The sequence below is a fragment of the Bacillus cereus group sp. BfR-BA-01331 genome, assembly GCF_022663915.1.
Classification (GTDB): Bacteria; Bacillota; Bacilli; order Bacillales; family Bacillaceae_G; genus Bacillus_A; species Bacillus_A mycoides.
Map to the genome: position 1 here is coordinate 337,726 of NZ_JAKUGJ010000002.1, position 21,132 is coordinate 358,857.

Here is a 21,132-nt window from a genome sequence, read left to right on the forward strand (position 1 = left end):
TGCATGTTATGTAATTGGCATGCAATTCTCTTTCGCATTATGAAGTTGGTTCCGGTTTCTGTTTTAACATCATTTTATCTTTTGCTGGTTTAATCCAAATAATTGCTATGACAGCACCAATAGCAGCGAAGATGCTCGTTAAATAAAACACTTCATGGTCTGCCCCTTTCATAAAAAAAGAATACAGGGGTGGTCCAGCTGCTACACCGATAAATCGCATTGAACTATAAAATGACGTAACTGTCCCCCTCTGCTCTTTTTCAATCCCTTGTGTAATAAGAGCATCTAGACATGGTAACACCATACCAATTCCTCCACCCATAATAACGAGACAAAGAAGTAGCAAATAGATTCCTTTTAGAAATAAAGGTAAGAAGACAGATGCAGCAGCCAGTAAAAATCCAATATAGATACACTTTTTCATAATATCTTGTTTATCTCCAATTTTTTTACCAGCCATATATGAGCTAAGTGATAGTACAAGTAAAGGAATAGCGAGTACACACCCTTTCCATATACCATGAATATCGTACTTCGACTCCAGTATAGTTGACAGATAAAAAAGTATTCCGAATAAAATAAGCATAATAATTGCACCTAGTATAAAAATGGCAATTAACCATCTTCCCTTTTCTCGAAACGTAGAGATAATAGATTGAATAAATTCTTTAAGTGGTGGGACTTCTTCTTCTTGTTTCTTCGCCTTTACTAGTACCAGTAGTAAAACAATCGATATTACACATAAAACTGGAATCGCCCAAAATGGTAAGAACCATACAATAGCTGCAAGAGCTGATCCTAATATGGGACTCAATACTTTTCCAAATGTATTTGACGTCTCAATGATTCCTAAACCTGCACTAACCTGTTTTTCATCTTTGTATAAATCACCGACACATGGTATGACAACTGGCATAGCACCAGCAGCACCTATCCCTTGAATTGCTCTTCCGATAAGAATCCAAACGTAAGGGTTATCAACTTTCCATGATACCCATCCCGTTATCGCTCCTCCAATAGCTGCAATTAATAAACTTGGAACCATTACCATCTTTCGTCCCCATCTATCTGATAAATAACCAGCAATCGGTATAAGTATAATTGCAATGATAGAATAAATTGTAATTATCATGGATACTTGGAAAGATGAAATATGTAATTTCTTTTCAATGGTTGGCAGGATTGGAATAAGCATTGAATTACCTAGCGTCATAACAAGTGGAACTGATGCAAGTGCAATTAAACAACAGTTTTCTTTTTTTAACATGTTGATTTCGGAACCTTTCATCATATATTTCTTACCATATAATAGCCCTGCTGGAAATTATGTTTACATTCCACCAGGGCTATTTCATCTTTACTACTTTCCATTTACAACAAAAGAAATTGGGTAAAATATAGCATTACTCCTATTCTTTGAATCCTGTTCACAATATATCCATACCAATTAATTGAAAATAAAAAAGAAAGGAAGAATCCTTCCTTTCTCCTATAACCTTCTACATTTAGCGAGTATATCCGCCACCAAGCTGTTGTTCTGCCATCGCTACAAGGCGTTTTGTAATTTCACCGCCTACAGAACCGTTTGCACGTGAAGAAGTATCAGCTCCAAGCTGTACACCAAACTCTTGTGCAATTTCATATTTCATTTGATCTAGAGCTGCTTGTGCTCCATGTGATGCTAATTGATTAGCGTTACGATTTCTAGCCATTACCGATCACCTCCTTATATATATTAAACTGTATCAAATCCGAAATTAAATACATGGTAATTTTTGGTTATTGATAAAATAAAAAAAAGTCTCCTAAACGAGACTCTTTCATCATTTCACCTTATGAACTTACTACTTCTAATTTTCTATTCGTTAATGCTTTCATTTCTTCTTTCAATATATCTTTCGCATTATGCCCAAACCATTCAAGCGAAGCAAAATGATCAGTATCTCTCACTTCCCGGATGATTTCATCATAGTTTACAATACCTTCAAATAATGGAACCATTCCTATACGACTTCCAGCAGCGGCATATACATTATTTGGTTCAAACACGTGTAAATACTCCGCTGATGATATATTCTTAAAATGGTAATGTTGTATCCACGGCTTTAATCGATGAAAACTATCTACAGGGTCTGCACCAGACTCCCATATATGAAGAAAATCAAGGTTTATTTTTAAATATGGATGATTTACTTCTTCTAACAATTTCAAAGTAGACGGCAAAGTATCCGTTAACGTATTTGGATGTGTTTCTAATAGTATATACATATTATGCGGAGCAAATAGATCACAAATCATGCGAATTCGCTTCACATACTCTTTTCTCTCTTGTTCCGAGAAATCCTCACTACCTTTTTGCCCGGCAAACGTACGAATTTTATTTGTATTAAACCAATTAGCTAGTGTTACCAGCTGTTCACATTTTTCCATCGTTTTTTGAAAATCCGCTAATAATGATATGTCCAAGTAATCACTTATCATCGTAACTTCTAAATTTTTATCCTTTAAATAATCTATTTCTCGTTCTGTCGTTTCACGCTCTTGTATATATAAATTTTGTGCATGGGTCCCCCACAACTCAATTCCTTCAAAACCGTTTTCATATGCAAATTGAACAATATCAGTAAATGAAATTAGTTGATGGCGAAATGAAATTGTACATAGCGAATATTTCATTGGTTTGAACTCCCTTATCTTAAATTCAATGAACTTGTATTAGTTAAGAAAGACTGATTTGCTGTAATTTCTTTCCATAACAGAAACTGTTTCTCTAGTTCATCCTTGATTTGCAGTTCAATTGTATTCATTTCATCAAGTTTTTCAACAATTGGTAATAACATATCTTTATTATTTGTCATTGCCATTTTAATAGCACGGTACTGTACATTTGTAAATCCTTGTACAATGTCTTCCACTCGATCACACCAATAATCAAATTCTTGCTCCGAATATTGTAAAGTTTCACGGAAGTATGCAAAGGCATGTTCATAGCTATATTTACGTATTGCCAATACGGGTATTTGCTTTACTGCCGTTACGAGCCCGGAAAGTGAATACCCACCCTCTTCATTTACCATTTTTATTATTAATTTTTTTAATTCCATTGTTAGTTCATTATCATTTTTTTTGAATGTTTCCATGAAATAACTTTCTACCATCTCTTGTGTTGGCTCCTGAATTCCTTCTATATCAATGAAATAGCCTCCACCAAATGGGTTGTCTTTAACAGAATGGAGCACTTTTTCTCTTTCCATATTCCCTTCCCAGCGAAAATCAGGATCAAGCATGAACCATTCGTCTTCTTTCTCTGTCTTCGATATCATTAAGTAATGCGGAAACGGTTTTTGATGAAACTTATTTTCTCTCTCAGGCAATAAAGACATATCAACCATTACAATTACGTAACGATTTTCCGGCTTATTTTCTACTAATTCTAAAAATGTTTCTACATTGCTACTTTTATCTTTTGAATGATCGTACCATTCGTTCACTTTTATCCCATACAATTTTTCATACCAAAGCAAGTAATTGTCATGGTTAATGTTTTCGGAATGATAAGAAATAATCCCGCCTTCTGTTATATCAAAGTCTCCATCCCATAATCCGAAATAAAATGGACGGAAATCTATATCACTACGCCTTTTTATAATTTCACAAAAACAACTCACTAAACAGTGAACTTTAATTGAAGTCATACTCTCATCCACTTTCTTAAATTTAATTATTCATATTTACTGCTTGTAACGGCTTTAACTCTTCCATAAAGTCAAGCAAAGATCCTACTGTAAGAAACGCCTTTGGATCTATCTCATCTTCTGGAACACATAACTTTAATTCCATTTCAATGTATACAATAAGCTGTAACATCATTACCGAATCTATATATAAATCTTGATTTAAACGCATCGTTTCTTCTAAATGTGTTACATTTTTCAGTTCCATTTTTTCTCTCATAATACTTAAAACTGCTTCTTTTAACATTTCACGACTCATGTTGTTATCTCTCCCATCTCTAATAACTTCCGACTTACTTTCCCTGTTTTATTTTTCGGAATCTCTGCTACATTTTCAATTTCATGTGGCACTTTATAAGACGGTAAATGCTGTATGCACCATTCTCTTATTTGTACTGGTTCAATACGAGAGACTACTTTCGCTTTTACTATTTCTCCCATCACAGGATGCTTGCCCCGGTATACAATTGCCTCCTGAATACCTTCTAATCGAAGCATCGTTTCTTCCACTTCTATAGGAAATACCTTTAGACCGGACACATTAATAACATCATCTATTCGCCCCATGAAATGAAGGCCTTGCTCAGATCTATAACCTAAATCTTTTGTATAAATCTCCTTTTCAGCAATTTTCACTACGATTTCTTCAGGTTCATCTTCATTTGAACCTATGTTAATACTTACATGAGGAAGTGGTTTTCCTAAATCCAAATGTGTTTCCATAGCATGACATATACTAATGCAACCAGCTTCAGAACAGCCGTACTGCTGCATCATGTATTTCGTCATGCCCTTTAACTTATAAAATAGCGTTTCTGGCAAAGGTGATCCTGATGTCATAATTTTATGAAACTGAAAAGTCCCTTGTGGAAAACTCCCCATAATATGTAACATAAGTGGTACTGCGTATATGATATGTTTTTCGGTATTACGAACTATATTTAATGCGAATTTAGGGTTTTTATTTGTAATGATTATAGGCTTACTACCTCTCGTAATTGCTGATAACGTGCCACAAATTAATCCGTATGAATGTGAAACTGGAGCCATTACAATTGGCACTTCGTCTTCTTCACATTTTAAAGCTTCATTGTAAGCGGCAATTTCTGTTTCAATTTCCGTCCATGCTCTACGAATCAGTTTTGGCTCTCCTGTTGTACCTGAACTATACTGCAATAAAGACGGTTCTTCTTGTAATAGATTTGGAACTTCTAATTTTGTAAAGTCGTTACTTTCTCCGTATAAAAGTGCAGTACACTTTGCGCGCTTTGCCATTTCAATAGCTGTATCCTTTGGCGTATCTTCATGAATAAGTAGTACAGATGCTCTTTTTTCTTTTAGGAAAAACACAAGCGTAATAATATCGAATGGATCTTTCAGACAAAGTGCAAATCTATTTCCTTCTGCTTCTTGAAATTGTTCCACTCCCTCGTAACCTTGTAATCTCAATTCAAAATCATATTTGTTAAATTCTTGTTTATTAACGATTAGCATGATTTCCCCCTGTAACAACTGATTTTTGTATTGTAAGTTGCTTTGCTCTATACAATGGATTTGGAACTTCATGAACAAGCGATTCCACATCCATATATAAACGACGCTTCGTTAATTGCTCTGCATGAAATGTAGGTGCATATAATTGTAATGCTTCAAAACGTTCTTTCAAATGCGAAAATCTTTCAAAATGATCTTCTATTTCTTCAACAAGAATGATCCAAAATTGTTCCTCTTTCAACTGATACTCATCTGCCAGCACGAAAGCCAGTTCACCTAGATTGAATAGGAAAAGCGCATCTAAAACCATTTCTTGTAAACATTCAATACGGTCCATTTCAAAGAAATCATTCATTTGACCATTCGCATATGTTTTATGCATTTTAGTAAAGTCAGGACATTTTTCGAGTTCTTTCAAAAATGGACGATAAAACTCCAGTCCTTCATGAAAATCTTTTAGTGCAATACGGACTGGTATTCCCTCTTCATGAACTAAAATCATGTTTTGTCCATGTGATTCTAATGCGACTCCATGCTCTACAACGAGGTGTACAACTGGGATAATTGCTTTTTGAATAAGCAATTGTAACCAGCTTTCTACTCCATATCTCTTTAACCACAAATCAATAGTTGGTGTCCCATTTTTTCCCTTGGCATATAAACCGTTAAATGGGATTGCCTCTTCTTTCTTATCTAAATATTTGTGAACGCTTTCGCGCCAAATACATCCTAATGAGCCATACGTAGCTTTTTTATTCGCATCGTACGTAACACTCGAAAATTCATTTAACAAAATTAAACGCGATTCATCCCTTAAATAAGGGTCATGATTTACTATATCTTTTAACCAATTCGATATAGCAGGTGCACTCACAACCGAATGTGGTTTTAATGTACGGATAGTTGAAGTATTGAGTAAATTCATTGATAACTTTACATATGGTTTCTCTCGATTCGTAACATTTCTTAATGTCCGCATCGACTGCTGCGCGCAATAATCATCTTCTGATTTCCCTAAATAAATAATATATTTATCCTGTATATGGTCAGTATAATTCGGAATAATAAAGTTCTCCCACTGCCAAGGATGAACAGGTATAAACATGTACTTCTTCGAATCACAGTCCATTGTTCGAATACGATCCATATACTCTTCGATTTTCTTTTCACCAATTTCTTCTTTAAAGGTACAGTTATAACTCTCTTCACTTTCATATCCTACAGTCGTATATTTCTCATGAACTGCAATCCATATAATTTTCATTGGTTGCATAAATTCAAATCCATATTGAAAATTATCACGATATTGAAACCCGATGCGTGCTTTATAACTAGGATGATACGGGTGTCCATCTATTAAATGACTTTCAAGCTCATCATAAGATTTCGCAAGATAGTCTTCTTCACAACTTCTCTCATATTGTGCAATCGTATCTTTAAAGATTGTTTGTTCTAATTCTTGAATAAAAGAATCCAATTTCGTTCGATCCACTTGAACAATCCGAAAAATCTCCTGTAAAAATTGTGAAACTGATTGTATTTCTTCTTCCTCATCTTGAACTCTCATTATTAATGAGTCATGTAAACAAATACGCCCAAATGTCATACGTTCTTGCCCATAGCATTGGTACATTACATTTTGATCCTTTTCATCAAGACCTTGTATAATAAAAAGTATTTGCTCTCCCTTTTGTATACGAATCGGCGTAATGATTTCTTCATAAATTAACGATTCTACTAATTGCCGGAATACTCTTCTTCTTACTGAAATGTACTCTTTTGATTGGAGTGCCTTCAATATTTTCATGTGATAAACTTCTTCTTTCATAAATCCCTCCGCTATAATACGGAATATCAAATTCCATTATTTGTATTACGTGAAATTTTAGCACTACTTATGAACGAACAGCCACTTCTCTAACGAGTGGATTATCTACTTGTACATAAATTGCTTGCTCTAAAGGATTTGTCAGTTCATCAACATCGAAAAATCTCGTTAGCAAATTTGCTTTACATGCCAATTTATTTTCTTCCAACAATTCACTTAAAAATGTAGAAGGTTCGCGGTTATATGGACGGAACGCTTCAAGTACAGACCTTAATTCCGAAAGAAGAATTTCCTCCTTTATTAATCCTGCTGTACCAAAACCGTTAATTAGTCCAAACATATGATTAAAAATTAAATAGTAACGAAATCTTTCATCTACAATGTAATCGTCATATAAATTCCCAGTACGTTCGCCAATACCCGCTAGTTCATTATCTAGCACTGACTTCATTGAATTGCAGAAATAAAAACCTTGATTATCACGGAAGTAAAACTTAACTGGATAACCATCTTTCAATTGAACAACACTATTTTGTTGATGCGCTTCTAATGCAACGCCATAACGTAAATACATCCATACCATCGGCTTTAAAGAGATATTCATATATCGTCTAAACCACTCTAAACTTACTTCTTCACAGCTTCTACCTTCTAAATCCGCTAAGTGATGAATAATATTCGATAAACGAGTACGTTCTCCCGGTATAGCATCTTGAACTAGTCCTGCAATTAAAGTAACGTCATTTGCATGTTTACTATAAAAAGGATTCTCTCGAATAATCACTTCAAATCCAGACTCTTTTGCTCCATAATTTAAGGTAATAAAGGCTGGATCACAAATAAAATCAAAACCTGGATACTTTTCTAGTACTTCACCAATCGACGTATTTAACATTTCCTTCCCTTCAAGGCCACTCTCAAGTTCCTTCAACTTATTAATGCGCATTGAATTTGTTACTTTCACCGGAAATGAAAACTTAAGCATATATTTCGAATGAGGATGATATAGCGTCCTAAGTGATGATGTTGCCATATAATACTTACCTACGGGACCCATATACTCAAGTACTCCTTGATTTATCCACTCTTGTACATAAGGTTGATGTAATAGCCATTCTGCTTGTAGCGGATGGATTGGAATTAATGAATATTCATCTTCTTGACAGTACTCTTCAATAAATTCTTGACCTACCTTTTCATCGTTCTTTAATTCCTTTTTTATCATCGCCGTTGTAGAATCTTGTAACAATGACTTTTCACTTACTATACTTTTATGTGCCCGAAAATAGTGAAGTTGGCACTCCCCTTTTAATTCAGGAGAATACATGGAACTTTTCCAATCCAATATACCTTGTCTACTCTTTGGTGTAGGATGAGTTAAATGTCCAAATAATAAAGATTGCTCCGCCTCAATAAAAGTTGTATGGAAACCATATAATGCAGATGTATCTTCTGCTCTTTTTTTTGTAAATTCCTCAATATTTTGACAACTACGAATAACTCGAAGCATAAGTTCAGCAGGGTTAGTTCCTTCTCCATAGTTGATAGACATCTCTTTTATTAAAAATGTAATAACTGTAACGTAATCTGCTTTTATAACAGTTTTAGTTTCTCCGATTTGATAATAAAACTGTTCTCCAAACAAATGGCGATCTGTTGATGATTTATATATAACTTCTCCATACAAAGTAACCTTCTGTGCCGATAGCCGACAACATAAATATGTGGGGACTATATTTCTATTCAACGTATTACTGAAGATACTTTCTATTCTTTCATCCTCTGTAATCCATTCTCCACTCCCTGTTTCTCTTAAATAACAGTTTAAAAAGCTTTGTATTGTTGCATGTTCCGCGATTTGTTTCGCATGCTGCATACTGCTCCTCCTCTTTTAGACGAACACTATCATTTTTTTGTAAAACTTCTGACAGTTGAATTTTATTATCAACTATGATTCTAATTAATAATGATAATCATTTCAAGAAATATTTCAGAATTTTTTTATCTAGCTAAACTTTTCACCTTTTCAAAACATTTAATCCGGCAACAAAAAAATACACCAATATAATAATTGATGTATTTTTTCATTCTCGCAGATTAAGTTTACATAATAATATTATCGTATTCTAATTTGATAGTGATTTGTATAAACAATCCATATCTCGCCAAGCATATGCTATTTCTTCTACATTTAGTCTTTCTAAAAGTTTCGTGTCAATTTTTTCCGGATTATATTTTTCATAAAACTTTTTAGAAGGATTATTAGCAACAACCCAAACTAACAGAGATTGCATATTATCTTTTTTACATTCCGATAGCAATGCTTGAAATAATCTTTGTCCTATCTTCATTCCTTGATATTTTTGTAAAATGTATATTGCATATAATTCCCCATCACAATTATATGTACCTGTTCTTTCAACTCCCCCATCGATAAATCCGATAATTTCCCCAGTTAACGTCTCTGCTACAAATCTATATTGTAGATTGTCTTCTTTTTGAAAAATGTTTTCCCATTGCTTTTTTCTTTGTTCAAATGTTAAATTTTCTAAAATTTCGTTAGCGAATATCCCAGTATACGTTGTTTTCCAACTATCCACATGCACTTTCGCTATTGCCGCAATATCAGATTTCATTGCCTTTCTAATATGTATCTCCACCATACTCATCCCCCTTAGAAAATAATTATAGCAAAATGTTTTGTATGCATTAAAAAAAGAGTGAATTTTCATCACTCTTTTTATCTACTTTCAACTTCTACTGAAACAACATGATCGATTTCTTTTAAAGAACTATATAATTCAGTTGTATATAAATCTTCTGGAGCTAAAATGACCATTTCCAATTGCTGAGATGCCCCATTATCAATATCTTTAATTTTCACTCGTTTCACTTGCATATTTAAATTTTTAATTTGCTTAAAAATCCCGTCTAACTCTCGATGTTTGTTTACGGTAATTTTTATAGATAAGTCCTTTTGTCTTAATGAATAAGGGCCTGCAATTTTCACAATTTGCGGAAGTACGTTAATCGCTAATATAATTAAAATCATAGCAACCGTCGCTTGTATATAAAACCCTGCACCAATCGCAATACCTAGTGCTGAAGCGGCCCATACCATAGAAGCTGTCGTTAATCCTGAAATAACGTCATTATTTCTTCGTAAAATTACCCCTGCTCCAAGAAAACCGATCCCACTAACAATTTGAGCAGCGAGACGCATTGGGTCCATGTTTGTATGACCCGGTACAGAATAAACATTCACTGATTCAATTGAAACCATTGTAATTAAACAACTCGCTACGGAAATAACCATACTTGTTTTCACACCAAGCGGTTTATTCTTTAGCTGCCTATCTATTCCGATGAATAATCCTAAAAAGAGTGCTAAACCTAATTTGAATAAAAATTCATATGACATAAATTCTTCTCCTTACTTTACAATGTTTCCCTTCGAATATTTCACTATAACTCTTTTATGATATCAATTCCAGTCTTTTCTATTCATTTAACGACAAAAGCCGAAAAAACATTTTTTATTATAATGTTTTTTCGGCTTTTTCTATAGATTTTTTATCGTGATTAAGATACTTCTTTATTTTTGTTCTTTAATTTTAATTTGTGCATCTTTATAAAATGCTAACTTATTATCATTATACTCTTTTGTATGTTTATTAAATTGTTCTTTCGCCTTTTGCGCTTCCACATTTAACTCATTAACAGTTTTAACTTTTTCACCAATTTCTTTTAACTTCGTTTCTTTTACTTTTAATTTTTCATACAGTTCTTTTTCAGTCGCTAACGCCTTCGTGTAATTCTCATTCATCTTTTGGAAGGCATCATAACGATTTTTATACGATTCTTCTACTGTTTTTGCTTGTTTTTGTAATTTTTTATCTTCGAGTTTTTCAATATTTTTTTGAACGGGTGTCGTTTCTTTCTGCGCTTTTTCTAACTGTTCCTTCTCGTTTTTCAATACTTTTTCACGCTCGTCTACATTTGCAGTAGCTTGCTCTATTTTCTTTGAAACTGCTTCATTATGCTCTTTACCTTCTTGTAAAATTTGAGAATAAAGTTCTTGTCCTTGCTTTTCTAACTTCTCTAATTTTTTTGTGTCATCTGCTAAAGATTTTTCTTGTGTAGATGCTGCTTCAAAAGCCGTAAATAAATTTTCTTCTGGCTTTTCACCGAAACAACCTGATAATAATCCTACTGATAATGCTCCAACTACTGCTACTTTTCCATATTTCAACTTCAATTCCTCCATTACATACGGTTATCATGCCAGAGGTTCACGGGGAAGTGATTCTCTTCATGATATGCTTCAAACTCATAACCTTTTTCTTTTAGACCCTTTAAAATTGCTGGCACAGCAGCAACTGATTGCGGGTGAATGTCATGCATTAAAATGACTTCTTGCGGTTTTGTTGCACCAGCTAATACATTTTGAGCGATTTGCGCTGCCGCTGCATCCACTGGTACTTTATTGTATTTCCAGTCTAAAGAGTCAATTGTCCAGTCCCAGACTTTAAGACCACCCTCTACTACTTTATTTCGAAGGTCTTCATTTAAACCAGGCTTCGACCCGTATGGTGGACGTGTTAATTGAGGTGATTTTCCAATAATATTTGCGATTAAGCTTTGATCTTCTTTCATTTCATTAACATATTCGCCATTTTTATATAACTTCGCAAAATTGTGTGTCATACTATGCATTCCAACATAATGTCCTTCTGCATTTTCACGTTTTACTAAATCAGGAAACTGTTTTACATTCGCACCAATTAAAAAGAATGTCGCCTTCGCATCATGCTGTTTTAACATATTTAATAATTCAGCCGTATATTTTCCTGGCCCATCATCAAATGTAAGATAAGCAACTTTTCTTTCCATTCCGTTAAAACGACTTGGCGCCGTTTTATTCATTTCAACTTTCTGTTGTTCACTTGCAAGCTGCACTATATTTTCTTGCTTCGCAACAGCTTTTGCTGGTGAAGTAATAGATTGAAACATGAAATACCCAATAGCTACTATTGCAATCGCTACTGAAACAACTGCAACTCGTTTAATTTTAAAAGCCTTTTCCATTCTATCGAATTCCTCTCCCTATTAATCTTATATATAAATCACCCAATATAATTATACATCTATTTATTTTATTACACTATATAAACAATCTAAAATATGAATTATAATGGGAGTTTTATCAAAATTGTTGTTCCTGCCTCAACAAGCTCTTTATTCTTTTCATACCAATTCTTGATTGCACTATGTACAACTTTCAAGAAGATTTGTTTTAACCTGTTTGATCTTCCATCAATTCGCTTTCAACTTGCAATGAGATGAATTTATTTCCTCTATTTTAGGAGTTAATTACCAAATTCTTTCCTCTAGTATATCGTACAATTGCACCTTTTGTTTATATAAATTAAAATGATTTAACTGTAGACGTGAAAAAACTAGTAGCCCTTCTACTAAAAATAAATGAAGCAGTCCATTTCCATAAAAAAAGATTGGCTGAGGCCAACCTTTTTTTATACTTATTCATTTCGATTTGGTTTTGGTGTAACACCTAAATGCGCATTTAACTTATTCGAAATATCTTTTACATTCTTTTCATTTGGAATGTAATAATAAATACCACCAATACGTTTATCTGTTCCTTCTATTTGCATCTTTTCCATTTGCAAATCAGAGCCTGCCATATTTTTCGTAATAGCAAGCATATCATCAAACGTTAAGTTTGTTTTCATATTTTTATCAACTGCATCAAGTAAAGAGCCCATTTTACTAATAGATTGAACAGACATTGCTTTTTTCGCAATTGCTTCAATTACAAGTTGTTGTCTTTGACCACGCATTGTATCACTGTCAATTTTACGCGTTCTCGCAAGTGCAAGTGCTTGTTCACCATTTAAATGTTGGTAACCTTTTTCTAAATGAATCATACCTGCTTGGTCTTTACTATCTTGTTCAGTGAAAGTAACAGGTACATCAATATCAATACCACCAATTGAATCTACAATTTGTACAAATGACTCAAAGTTAAACTTCACATAATAATCAACTGGTACATTTAAAAATCTTTCCACTGTATCTCGTGTACTTTCAACACCACCAAATACGTGTGCGTGTGTAATTTTATCTAATTTTTTTCTAGATGGAATATAAACGCGTGAATCACGCGGAATACTTACTAATTTAACTGACTTATCATCTTTATTAATTGTCGCTAATAAAAGTGCATCTGTTCGAACCGCTTCACCATATTGGCTTTTTCTCATTTCGCTTCCATCGACACCCATGATTAAAATCGAGATGTTATCCTTTAAAGGTTCCACTTCTTTGTCCCTTTTTGATGACTTATCAATTTTTGCATATGCATCACTTACAACAGCTTTTGCTTTGTTATATATAAACGATCCATATCCTACTCCTCCAAAAATAAGTAGGAAAAATGGAATTAAAATGAACCATTTTATTGATTTTCTTTTAGAACGTTTTTTACTGCTTCTCGTATCTTGTTCTAATTCAGAGCTCATGTTCATTCTCCTCTCTTTCTCTTTTCCTAGTATAATGTATGTCTAGTAATCTTCATATTGAATTTCCTTTCAATCACCTTACATTTTTGTAAGGTTACATCATGAATCCAATATGTATTCCATTTCACATTATACTCTCGTGCTTATTTTTGGCAAGTCACTATTTATCAACTTCAAAAATTTAACACTTCAAAACGTTCGAATTTACAGATTTATCATTCTGTTATTTGCAGGTAGTAAGACTTTCACCTCATAATTTAGCAGGAATAAAAGAGTCAAGTTTGTGCCGTGAAATTTTGATTGGTGATGACTAATAATCAGTGAGGGATAAATCCCCCACTGATTAAAATTCCACTTTATTATTTTTCATTTGGTGTGTATATCATTTGCTTTCCATTATTATAAATTAAAGCTGATTTTGCTTTTATTTTCGTTTTTTCTATTTCCACATCATCATTAGAGAAATTCACAATAATTTTAATCTCTTTTCCATAAGAAGCAGATTGTACTAACTTATCTTCTGACAAATACGCAAAGTTCGTCATTTCTTCTTTTACTGCCTTTTCATGAACATCATTCCAAACTTTCAGATGCTCTGTAATTTCTTTTTTATGCTTATTCCACTCTACTTCATCTAAATGGTACAACGGAGGAACATTATACAATAACTCATATAACATACGATTTCCAACCTCGTCCTTTACCTTCAAACTTCCCCATTCCCAGTGGTGCGTTGTAATAACCGAATCATTGTATACTAGTTTATATAATGGCACCGAATATACTGGATTTAAATATACTTGCTTATATTCTTCTTTTAACGGTACTTGTTTTGCATATTTTTCTGGAACATTTTGATTTGGTGACCAATATCCACCGACATAATACGGGCTTGTTTTATTTTTTCTCATATCTTCATCGTCCCACTTAATAACTGGTGTTTCAATTCCATGAGCAAATGCAATCGTACTACTTGCAAAATCATTTCCGCCCTCAGAGCCAACTACCATACCTTTTTCTTGTGCAATATAATCCATTCGTTTTAATCGTGCTTGTAAATCTTGTTCTTGTGTCGTTAAATGTTTTGCCGAATAGTCATCATAAATTTCGCCCGTCGCGTCACAATCAATAAACCATGAATTATATTTCGGGCCATTTTGTAATATATCGTTCATTCGTTCTTTTACACTAGGAAGTGATAATGTCGGATTTAATTTTCGGCCTCTCCCTAAAAACCCTTGCACTTTCTCATCATTTTTCTTCGTTACAGTGGCTTCTTCATATAACGATGGGTCATTAAAGGAAGCTGTGTTCCAATTTTTATCACCTTTTTCGTGAATAGAATGGTAAGAATCATACGGACCAACTAAATATCCCATTTCCTTAGCTTCTGTAACGAAATTAGGCTGCATAAATCCTTGTTCCCAGTTCGGTAGACCAATCCACGCTTTGTCTATCCCTACTTTTTTCATTTCCTTTATTATATCCGTTCCATCTGCTTTACCCCATTTACTTACTTCTTCAACTGCATCACCGAGTACTGACTTTAATAAATGTTTATTTAAGCTATACAGCTCTGTCTTCGATAAGTGATCTACACCTTTCTTTAATAACACACTAGCTTCCTGATTAACTTTCGGGAAAACATCCTCTTTATACAATTCCTTCATAGATAATACTTCGTTTGTATAGCGTAAAATAACATTTTTTTGGTACTTATCGATAAAGTCTTGTTTACTCACCTGCTCAAATACATTCAATTCCCCAGGCTCTGAACTATTCTTTTGAATAAGCTCTTTTATATGGCTAAACACCGGGCTATTTATTTGCTCTCTTAGCTTCGGCCAATTCACGTTACTTTCTGATAAACCATTTTGATTCCAAAAGTAAAAATGAGCTGCCCCGTAAAGTTTTTCGATTTCTTTATTTTTTCTTGCCTTTTCTTGTAATGTTTTAAATTCACCTTTTCGAGCAATATTATCCTTATACAGTTTAGCAATACTTACTGCATCATTATTTGTCACATATAATTGAAATCCATATGTTTTATTTTTATTTATACTCGGGAATTCATGTGTAAAATCAAACCCTATTTTCGGATCTGAATGAAATTTCAATTCATTATTAAACATATTGTTCGCAATATATACGATCGAATATTTAGAACCATTTAATGCAAAAAACTTCATAGAAAATGATTCAGCAAATGAATATTCATCATCCTTTAAAAACTTCTTCCAATTCTCATCATTACTCGGAATTTGCTTACCTTCCCATAACGGAAGTGTATAATTTTCAGCTTGCACTTTTGGCCATGTAAAACTTTCTGCACCAGTCGATTCCACTTCAATATTTAAGTGGTCTTTTTTCTTTTCTAAATTTACTTTTACTTTTTGATCCGGATATTCCCATGATGTATGATCCTTGTCTTTTTTCAAATTCGATACCTTCATTTTTGGTAACGGTTGTGATGCCTGTTCTTTTACACCATCATGTTCTACAGTTAACGTAAAAGTCTCAGGATTTACATCGTAAGTAAAATCTTTATACGTCGCTTTCTTTATTTTAGACTCTTGTAAAGCATCATTACCTTTTACATCACACCCGACTAAAGTCGAAAATGACAATGTTGTAAGAAGACATATCGCTATCATTTTTTTCATCTTCTGCACCTCCACCAATGAATATACAGGAGGTTTGTTACAGGAATATGGCAAAAAAATAATAGAGCTAGCATTATGCTAGCTCTATTATGAGCAAAAAAAATTTACGTATAACTATAATCTGTTTAAAGAAAATATGTAATACAGTGGGACTTTAATCCTTGTTTTTTTATTCTCACTAATAATTAGATCAAGCAAATCTAAATTCCATCAAGCTTTCCTTAACTGAAAAAGTAACTATATATAATATATCCTAAAACTAGCACTAAAATTAATATCCCTGTACCTTTCCAATTCATACCACCTGTCATATCAGCGGGGCTACCTAATTCCGCCCTGTTGAGTCCATCATTCAAAGAACCGGTAGGATTATTTTTCAATTCACCTTGTCTCATGCGTTCTCTTTTTTCTTCTGGTGACTCTTTTGAACTCATATAATCACCTCTAAAATTAATGTTCATTCCGAAAAATCCCCTTTAAAATAGATTCTCCATAACGTAAAGAAAGCTAGCGATGCTAGCTTTCTTTATAATCCAATATGTTCTTCCTTATTTACAGTAATCCCTTTATGATCAATTTCAAGCTCACATACTTTCATAGCTGCAAATACTCTCGCTAATTGGTCAGCTATTTCTTTACGCTTCTCGTACGGAGTTAAAATAAAAATGGATGGTCCCGCACCACTAAGCGCTGTGCCATATGCTCCGAATTCTTTTGCACATTTACGAATTGATGGTAATAACGGTACAAGTTCTAAACGATATGGCTCGTGGAAATGATCTCGTTCCATCATTTCACCTACAACTTCCCACTTCTTTTGACATAATGCAGCTACTAATACGTTACTTATCGCACTAGCCTTAACCGCTTCATGAAACGGAAACATCTCTGGTAATACAGATCGACTTTCCTCCGTATTTAGCTCTTCATTTGGAATAAGAGAAATTACGCCTAATTCCTTACTTTCAATCCTTACAACCGAAACATTCTTTCCATCCAGCGCTCCGATTACAGTTCCACCTAAAATAGAAGCAGCAACATTATCTGGATGTCCCTCAAAATTTGTAGCAATTTGAACCTTTTGATCAGTTGTTAAATATAAATTTCCAAGTTGATTCGCAAGCTCTATTCCTGCTACAATCGCTGATGCGCTACTTCCTAGCCCTCTTGTCAGCGGAATATTACTAGTAACTTCTATTATATGGGGTGATAAAGAAGGACATACTTTACATGCCGTGCTAACAATTAAATTTTTATCGTCTTTTGGAATTGAATCGTCAAAAGAATGTATCACTTGCCACTTATCAGCTTCTCCCTTTACACTCACTTCTAAATATAATGACAAAGCTATTCCAACAGAATCAAATCCAGGCCCGACATTCGCTGTACTAGCAGGGACACGTACTCTCAATGGTATCACGACATAATCACCCCTTTAATATGATCTTTAATTTGCTCTATATCATTTGAAACACTTGTAATGTCTAATTTATTAGAAGAAATAGCAATATCAGGATCTTTCAAACCGTTTCCAGTTAATACTGCAACAACTGTTTCTCCCTTTTTGATTTTTCCAGATTGAACATGTTTAATTACGCCCGCTAATGAAGCATTTGATCCTGGCTCAGCGAAAACCCCTTCCGTTTTTGCTAATAATCTATACGCATGTAATATTTCCTCATCTGACACCATATCTATTTCACCATGAGACTGTTCGGCTGCCTCTACTGCATACGACCAACTTGCTGGATTACCGATGCGAATCGCTGTTGCAATTGTTTCAGGTTCTTCAATTACATGTCCTTTTACAATTGCCGCCGCTCCTTCCGCTTCAAAGCCGTGAATTCTTGGTTTCTTATAACCTTTTTCTTTCTCGTATTCACAGAATCCCTTCCAATATGCTGTAATATTCCCTGCATTCCCAACAGGGATAGCTAGAACATCTGGTGCACTTTGCAACTGGTCACAAATTTCAAATGCTGCTGTTTTTTGCCCTTCAATTCGGTACGGATTCACTGAGTTTACTAATGTAATCGGCTCTTCTGCAGCAATATGTCTTACAGCTTTAAGTGCATCATCAAAATTCCCTTCTATTGAAATGATTTCAGCTCCATAGGCGACCGCTTGCGCTAATTTCCCATGCGCAATCTTTCCTTCTGGGATTACGATAATACATTTCATTCCGAGGCGTGCCGCGTATGCGGCAGCTGATGCTGATGTATTACCTGTAGATGCACAAATGATAGCCTCTGAACCTTCTTCTTTCGCCTTTGCAACTGCCATTACCATACCACGGTCTTTAAAAGAACCTGTTGGATTCGCTCCTTCATATTTTCCGTATAACTGAATCCCTAATTGTTTTGATATATTTAATAATGGAATAAGAGGTGTGTTCCCTTCCATTAAGCTAACATCAGGTGTGTTTTCATTCACCGGTAAATAAGAAGCGTACTGTTTTAATAGTCCTTTATACATATTGTTTTTCCTCCTCAATAATGTAGTAGCTGTTTATTTCACTTGCGACAGCTTCTATCGCTCCTAAAACTCGTTCGAATTGATATTTTGAAGTGTGATGTGTCACAACAACGACTTCTGCAAGTTCACGATTCAAAGGTAATTGGATAACCTCTTTTAAACTTACAGAATAACTAACGAAACATTCTGTTATTTTTTGCAACATCCCAGGCTCATCTCGTAATGAAATACGTAAGAAATATTTCGAAACTACTTCTTCATCTCCTTGTAATTCGTACGGTTCTGGTTCTTTTAACACACTTTTATTTTTCGGAACTTGATTCATATTTTTAACGATTGAAATAATATCACTTACTACAGCAGAACCAGTTGGTAACTTCCCAGCTCCAGGTCCGTAAAACATCACTTCTCCTACTGCTTGACCGTGAACATACACCGCATTAAATTCATTATTCACATTCGATAGCGGATGATGACGTGGTAATAAAGTCGGTTCTACACTTAAGTGAATGGATGATCCTTGTTTTTCAGCTTTACCAATTAATTTCATTGTAAATCCTAATTTTTCGGCCATCTCTAAATCTTCTTTTTCAACCTTTCGAATACCTCTAACTTGAACATCATCTAAAGAAACATTCATCGAAAAACCTAAGTTTGCAAGAATTGCTACCTTTCTCGCAGCGTCTAGTCCATCTACATCCGCTGTCGGATCTGATTCTGCAAACCCTAATTTTTGCGCTTCCTGTAAAGCCTCTTCATACGACCATCCATTTTGACTCATCTTTGTTAACATATAATTTGTTGTTCCATTTACGATTCCCATTATTTTTTCAATTTGATCTGAAGCTAGCCCGTCTGATAATCCTCTTAATATTGGAATCCCACCGGCTACACTCGCTTCGTAACATAGGTCACATTCATTTTTATTTGCCAGTTGCAGAAGCTCCGCACCATATACAGCCATTAAATCTTTATTTGCTGTTACGACATGTTTCTTACTTTGTAAAGCCTTAACAATATGCTCTTTCGCTTCTTCAATTCCGCCCATTACCTCTACTACAATATCAATATTTGAATCATTTAGAACTTCATCGACATTACTTGTTACTACGATTCCATCAATGCAAACATCACGTTCCTTTTCCAAATCACGTACAACGACTGTCTTTACCTTCACTTCATACCCTGTATCAAGTGCAATTTTTTTATAATGTTCTTTCAAAATATGGACAACACCACTTCCGACAGTACCTAACCCTAATACCCCAACATTAATAACGTTATTCATCTTCTAATCTCCTCCTAAAATTTTATTTTTTATCTCTATCAATCACCTTGCTCTGCCATTTTTTCATGCAGGTGATGGTTATTTCCGTACGTACTAATCGTTTCATGTTACCGCACCTCCTTTCAAAGTAATAAAGTGAAACTTTAATCAGTGGGGATTTTGTCCATTCCTCACTGATTATTAGCTGAACCAATCGGGCTTTTACGGACAGTTGATCTCCCGTCTTACTCCCTCGCATCCGCCAAATTTTGAGATGGGAGTCTTACTGACCGTTAATGCGGGATAAAAAAAACACACTCATCCCTAGGAAAGGGACGAATGTGTTTTCGTGGTTCCACCCTTGTTCCAACCTAGACTTACTTTCTTCTAGATTGCTCAAGTTCAGATAACGGCTGATACCGTCAATAATTACTAGATTACTCGTTCACTATTGAAGTTCAAAGGTGGTAAGATCATTTCTCGTGTTAGGAAGCTCACAGCCTTTGGCTTCCCTCTCTGTAAACCGTAAAAATGTTCTCATGTCCTTATCGTTACATTTTCGCTCATGTTTATTTGTTAACTCATTATACTCGCATAAAAAACAAAATCAATACTATTTTTAAATTATTTTAAATTTTCAATCTTAAAAACTATAAAAAAACACACTCATCCCTAGGAAAGGGACGAATGTGTTTTCGTGGTTCCACCCTTGTTCCAACCTAGACTTACTTTCTTCTAGATTGCTCAAGCTCAGATAACGGCTGATACCGTCAATAATTACTAGATTACTCGTTCACTATTGAAGTTCAAAGGTGGTAAGATCATTTTTCGTGTTAGGAAACTCACAGCCTTGGCTTCCCTCTCTGTAAACCGTAAAAATCATCTCATGTCCTTATCGTTACTTTTTCGTTCATGTCTATTTGTTAATTTATTATAGTTATGAAAATTTTAAAAAGCAAGCCTATTTTCACTCACTATTTTAAAGATACTTTTTTATTATATTTCACAATAACATTTTACAAAGACTTCTCTTATTACCTATATTTTAAATTTCTAACTTGTAAATCAGCAGTTCATATATAAATAATTCATTCTAAAACGAGAAGCCTCCTACTTCCTAAAACTATAT

18 protein-coding genes, 1 pseudogene and 2 other annotated features are annotated in these 21,132 nt (G+C 34.2%); all 19 genes and pseudogenes read right to left on the reverse strand.

Features of this window, described 5'->3' with window-relative positions; all coding sequences use genetic code 11:
• Positions 1 to 37 precede the first annotated feature (37 nt).
• The 19 genes and pseudogenes from MR155_RS05975 to MR155_RS06065 all read right to left on the reverse strand — a co-directional run bounded on the left by MR155_RS05975 (position 38) and on the right by MR155_RS06065 (position 20,024).
• Entirely contained in the window at positions 38 to 1,288 is a 1,251-nt protein-coding gene (locus MR155_RS05975; protein ID WP_080220952.1) for a bacillibactin exporter BcbE, read from the reverse strand.
• Positions 1,289 to 1,505: 217 nt separating this feature from the next.
• Positions 1,506 to 1,712 carry an alpha/beta-type small acid-soluble spore protein gene (locus MR155_RS05980; protein ID WP_000113539.1) on the reverse strand — a complete coding sequence of 69 codons (207 nt, stop codon included), beginning with the start codon at positions 1,710 to 1,712 and terminating at the stop codon, positions 1,506 to 1,508.
• Positions 1,713 to 1,833: 121 nt separating this feature from the next.
• Complete coding sequence (locus tag MR155_RS05985) at positions 1,834 to 2,676, reverse strand: sugar phosphate isomerase/epimerase family protein (protein WP_113938254.1); 843 nt, start codon at positions 2,674 to 2,676, stop codon at positions 1,834 to 1,836.
• Positions 2,677 to 2,690: 14 nt separating this feature from the next.
• Complete coding sequence (locus tag MR155_RS05990; RefSeq protein WP_242308666.1) at positions 2,691 to 3,695, reverse strand: DUF6005 family protein; 1,005 nt, start codon at positions 3,693 to 3,695, stop codon at positions 2,691 to 2,693.
• 22 nt (positions 3,696 to 3,717) lie between these two features.
• A complete protein-coding gene (asbD, locus tag MR155_RS05995; RefSeq protein WP_242308669.1) occupies positions 3,718 to 3,993 on the reverse strand; it encodes a petrobactin biosynthesis protein AsbD in 276 nt (91 codons plus the stop codon).
• On the reverse strand, positions 3,990 to 5,228 hold the full coding sequence (locus MR155_RS06000; protein WP_242308671.1) for an AMP-binding protein: 1,239 nt from the start codon (positions 5,226 to 5,228) through the stop codon (positions 3,990 to 3,992). The genes asbD and MR155_RS06000 overlap by 4 nt, the downstream gene beginning before the upstream one ends.
• Positions 5,215 to 7,056 carry an IucA/IucC family protein gene (locus MR155_RS06005; RefSeq protein WP_242308673.1) on the reverse strand — a complete coding sequence of 614 codons (1,842 nt, stop codon included), beginning with the start codon at positions 7,054 to 7,056 and terminating at the stop codon, positions 5,215 to 5,217. Before MR155_RS06005 ends, MR155_RS06000 begins: the two co-directional genes overlap by 14 nt.
• 67 nt (positions 7,057 to 7,123) lie before the next feature.
• A complete protein-coding gene (locus MR155_RS06010; protein WP_242308675.1) occupies positions 7,124 to 8,932 on the reverse strand; it encodes an IucA/IucC family protein in 1,809 nt (602 codons plus the stop codon).
• A 250-nt stretch (positions 8,933 to 9,182) separates the two neighbouring features.
• Positions 9,183 to 9,719 carry a GNAT family N-acetyltransferase gene (locus MR155_RS06015; protein ID WP_113938248.1) on the reverse strand — a complete coding sequence of 179 codons (537 nt, stop codon included), beginning with the start codon at positions 9,717 to 9,719 and terminating at the stop codon, positions 9,183 to 9,185.
• Between the two features lie 77 nt (positions 9,720 to 9,796).
• Complete coding sequence (locus MR155_RS06020; RefSeq protein ID WP_002012374.1) at positions 9,797 to 10,477, reverse strand: MgtC/SapB family protein; 681 nt, start codon at positions 10,475 to 10,477, stop codon at positions 9,797 to 9,799.
• Positions 10,478 to 10,651: 174 nt separating this feature from the next.
• Positions 10,652 to 11,308 carry a YkyA family protein gene (locus MR155_RS06025; protein WP_002135778.1) on the reverse strand — a complete coding sequence of 219 codons (657 nt, stop codon included), beginning with the start codon at positions 11,306 to 11,308 and terminating at the stop codon, positions 10,652 to 10,654.
• A gap of 14 nt (positions 11,309 to 11,322) precedes the next feature.
• Positions 11,323 to 12,144 (reverse strand): peptidoglycan-N-acetylglucosamine deacetylase, encoded by an 822-nt coding sequence (locus tag MR155_RS06030; protein ID WP_088039235.1) that lies wholly within the window; start codon positions 12,142 to 12,144, stop codon positions 11,323 to 11,325.
• Positions 12,145 to 12,278: 134 nt separating this feature from the next.
• A pseudogene (locus MR155_RS06035) lies at positions 12,279 to 12,534 on the reverse strand (sensor histidine kinase); the annotation flags it as partial.
• Positions 12,535 to 12,596: 62 nt separating this feature from the next.
• Positions 12,597 to 13,598, reverse strand: a complete 1,002-nt coding sequence (locus tag MR155_RS06040; RefSeq protein WP_113938245.1) for an LCP family protein — start codon at positions 13,596 to 13,598, stop codon at positions 12,597 to 12,599.
• 359 nt (positions 13,599 to 13,957) lie between these two features.
• Complete coding sequence (locus tag MR155_RS06045) at positions 13,958 to 16,261, reverse strand: glycoside hydrolase (RefSeq protein ID WP_242308676.1); 2,304 nt, start codon at positions 16,259 to 16,261, stop codon at positions 13,958 to 13,960.
• Between the two features lie 221 nt (positions 16,262 to 16,482).
• The gene (locus MR155_RS06050) at positions 16,483 to 16,695 is read right to left on the reverse strand and encodes a DUF6366 family protein (protein ID WP_242308679.1); all 213 of its coding nucleotides are present in this window, start codon (positions 16,693 to 16,695) and stop codon (positions 16,483 to 16,485) included.
• A 92-nt stretch (positions 16,696 to 16,787) separates the two neighbouring features.
• A complete protein-coding gene (gene thrB, locus MR155_RS06055; protein WP_242308681.1) occupies positions 16,788 to 17,681 on the reverse strand; it encodes a homoserine kinase in 894 nt (297 codons plus the stop codon).
• Positions 17,678 to 18,736 (reverse strand): threonine synthase, encoded by a 1,059-nt coding sequence (gene thrC, locus MR155_RS06060; protein WP_242308684.1) that lies wholly within the window; start codon positions 18,734 to 18,736, stop codon positions 17,678 to 17,680. Before thrC ends, thrB begins: the two co-directional genes overlap by 4 nt.
• Positions 18,729 to 20,024 (reverse strand): homoserine dehydrogenase, encoded by a 1,296-nt coding sequence (locus tag MR155_RS06065; RefSeq protein ID WP_219302043.1) that lies wholly within the window; start codon positions 20,022 to 20,024, stop codon positions 18,729 to 18,731. Before MR155_RS06065 ends, thrC begins: the two co-directional genes overlap by 8 nt.
• A 307-nt stretch (positions 20,025 to 20,331) precedes the next feature.
• Positions 20,332 to 20,564: a binding site (T-box leader), on the reverse strand.
• A gap of 115 nt (positions 20,565 to 20,679) precedes the next feature.
• Positions 20,680 to 20,911: a binding site (T-box leader), on the reverse strand.
• Positions 20,912 to 21,132 lie beyond the last annotated feature (221 nt).

Coding starts and splice junctions, on each gene's coding strand:
- MR155_RS05975 (WP_080220952.1), bottom strand. CDS start 1,288: ATGAAAGGTTCCGAAATCAACATGTTAAAAAAAGAAAACTGTTGTTTA.
- MR155_RS05980 (WP_000113539.1), bottom strand. CDS start 1,712: ATGGCTAGAAATCGTAACGCTAATCAATTAGCATCACATGGAGCACAA.
- MR155_RS05985 (WP_113938254.1), bottom strand. CDS start 2,676: ATGAAATATTCGCTATGTACAATTTCATTTCGCCATCAACTAATTTCA.
- MR155_RS05990 (WP_242308666.1), bottom strand. CDS start 3,695: ATGACTTCAATTAAAGTTCACTGTTTAGTGAGTTGTTTTTGTGAAATT.
- asbD (WP_242308669.1), bottom strand. CDS start 3,993: ATGAGTCGTGAAATGTTAAAAGAAGCAGTTTTAAGTATTATGAGAGAA.
- MR155_RS06000 (WP_242308671.1), bottom strand. CDS start 5,228: ATGCTAATCGTTAATAAACAAGAATTTAACAAATATGATTTTGAATTG.
- MR155_RS06005 (WP_242308673.1), bottom strand. CDS start 7,056: ATGAAAGAAGAAGTTTATCACATGAAAATATTGAAGGCACTCCAATCA.
- MR155_RS06010 (WP_242308675.1), bottom strand. CDS start 8,932: ATGCAGCATGCGAAACAAATCGCGGAACATGCAACAATACAAAGCTTT.
- MR155_RS06015 (WP_113938248.1), bottom strand. CDS start 9,719: ATGGTGGAGATACATATTAGAAAGGCAATGAAATCTGATATTGCGGCA.
- MR155_RS06020 (WP_002012374.1), bottom strand. CDS start 10,477: ATGTCATATGAATTTTTATTCAAATTAGGTTTAGCACTCTTTTTAGGA.
- MR155_RS06030 (WP_088039235.1), bottom strand. CDS start 12,144: ATGGAAAAGGCTTTTAAAATTAAACGAGTTGCAGTTGTTTCAGTAGCG.
- MR155_RS06040 (WP_113938245.1), bottom strand. CDS start 13,598: ATGAGCTCTGAATTAGAACAAGATACGAGAAGCAGTAAAAAACGTTCT.
- MR155_RS06045 (WP_242308676.1), bottom strand. CDS start 16,261: ATGAAAAAAATGATAGCGATATGTCTTCTTACAACATTGTCATTTTCG.
- MR155_RS06050 (WP_242308679.1), bottom strand. CDS start 16,695: ATGAGTTCAAAAGAGTCACCAGAAGAAAAAAGAGAACGCATGAGACAA.
- thrC (WP_242308684.1), bottom strand. CDS start 18,736: ATGTATAAAGGACTATTAAAACAGTACGCTTCTTATTTACCGGTGAAT.
- MR155_RS06065 (WP_219302043.1), bottom strand. CDS start 20,024: ATGAATAACGTTATTAATGTTGGGGTATTAGGGTTAGGTACTGTCGGA.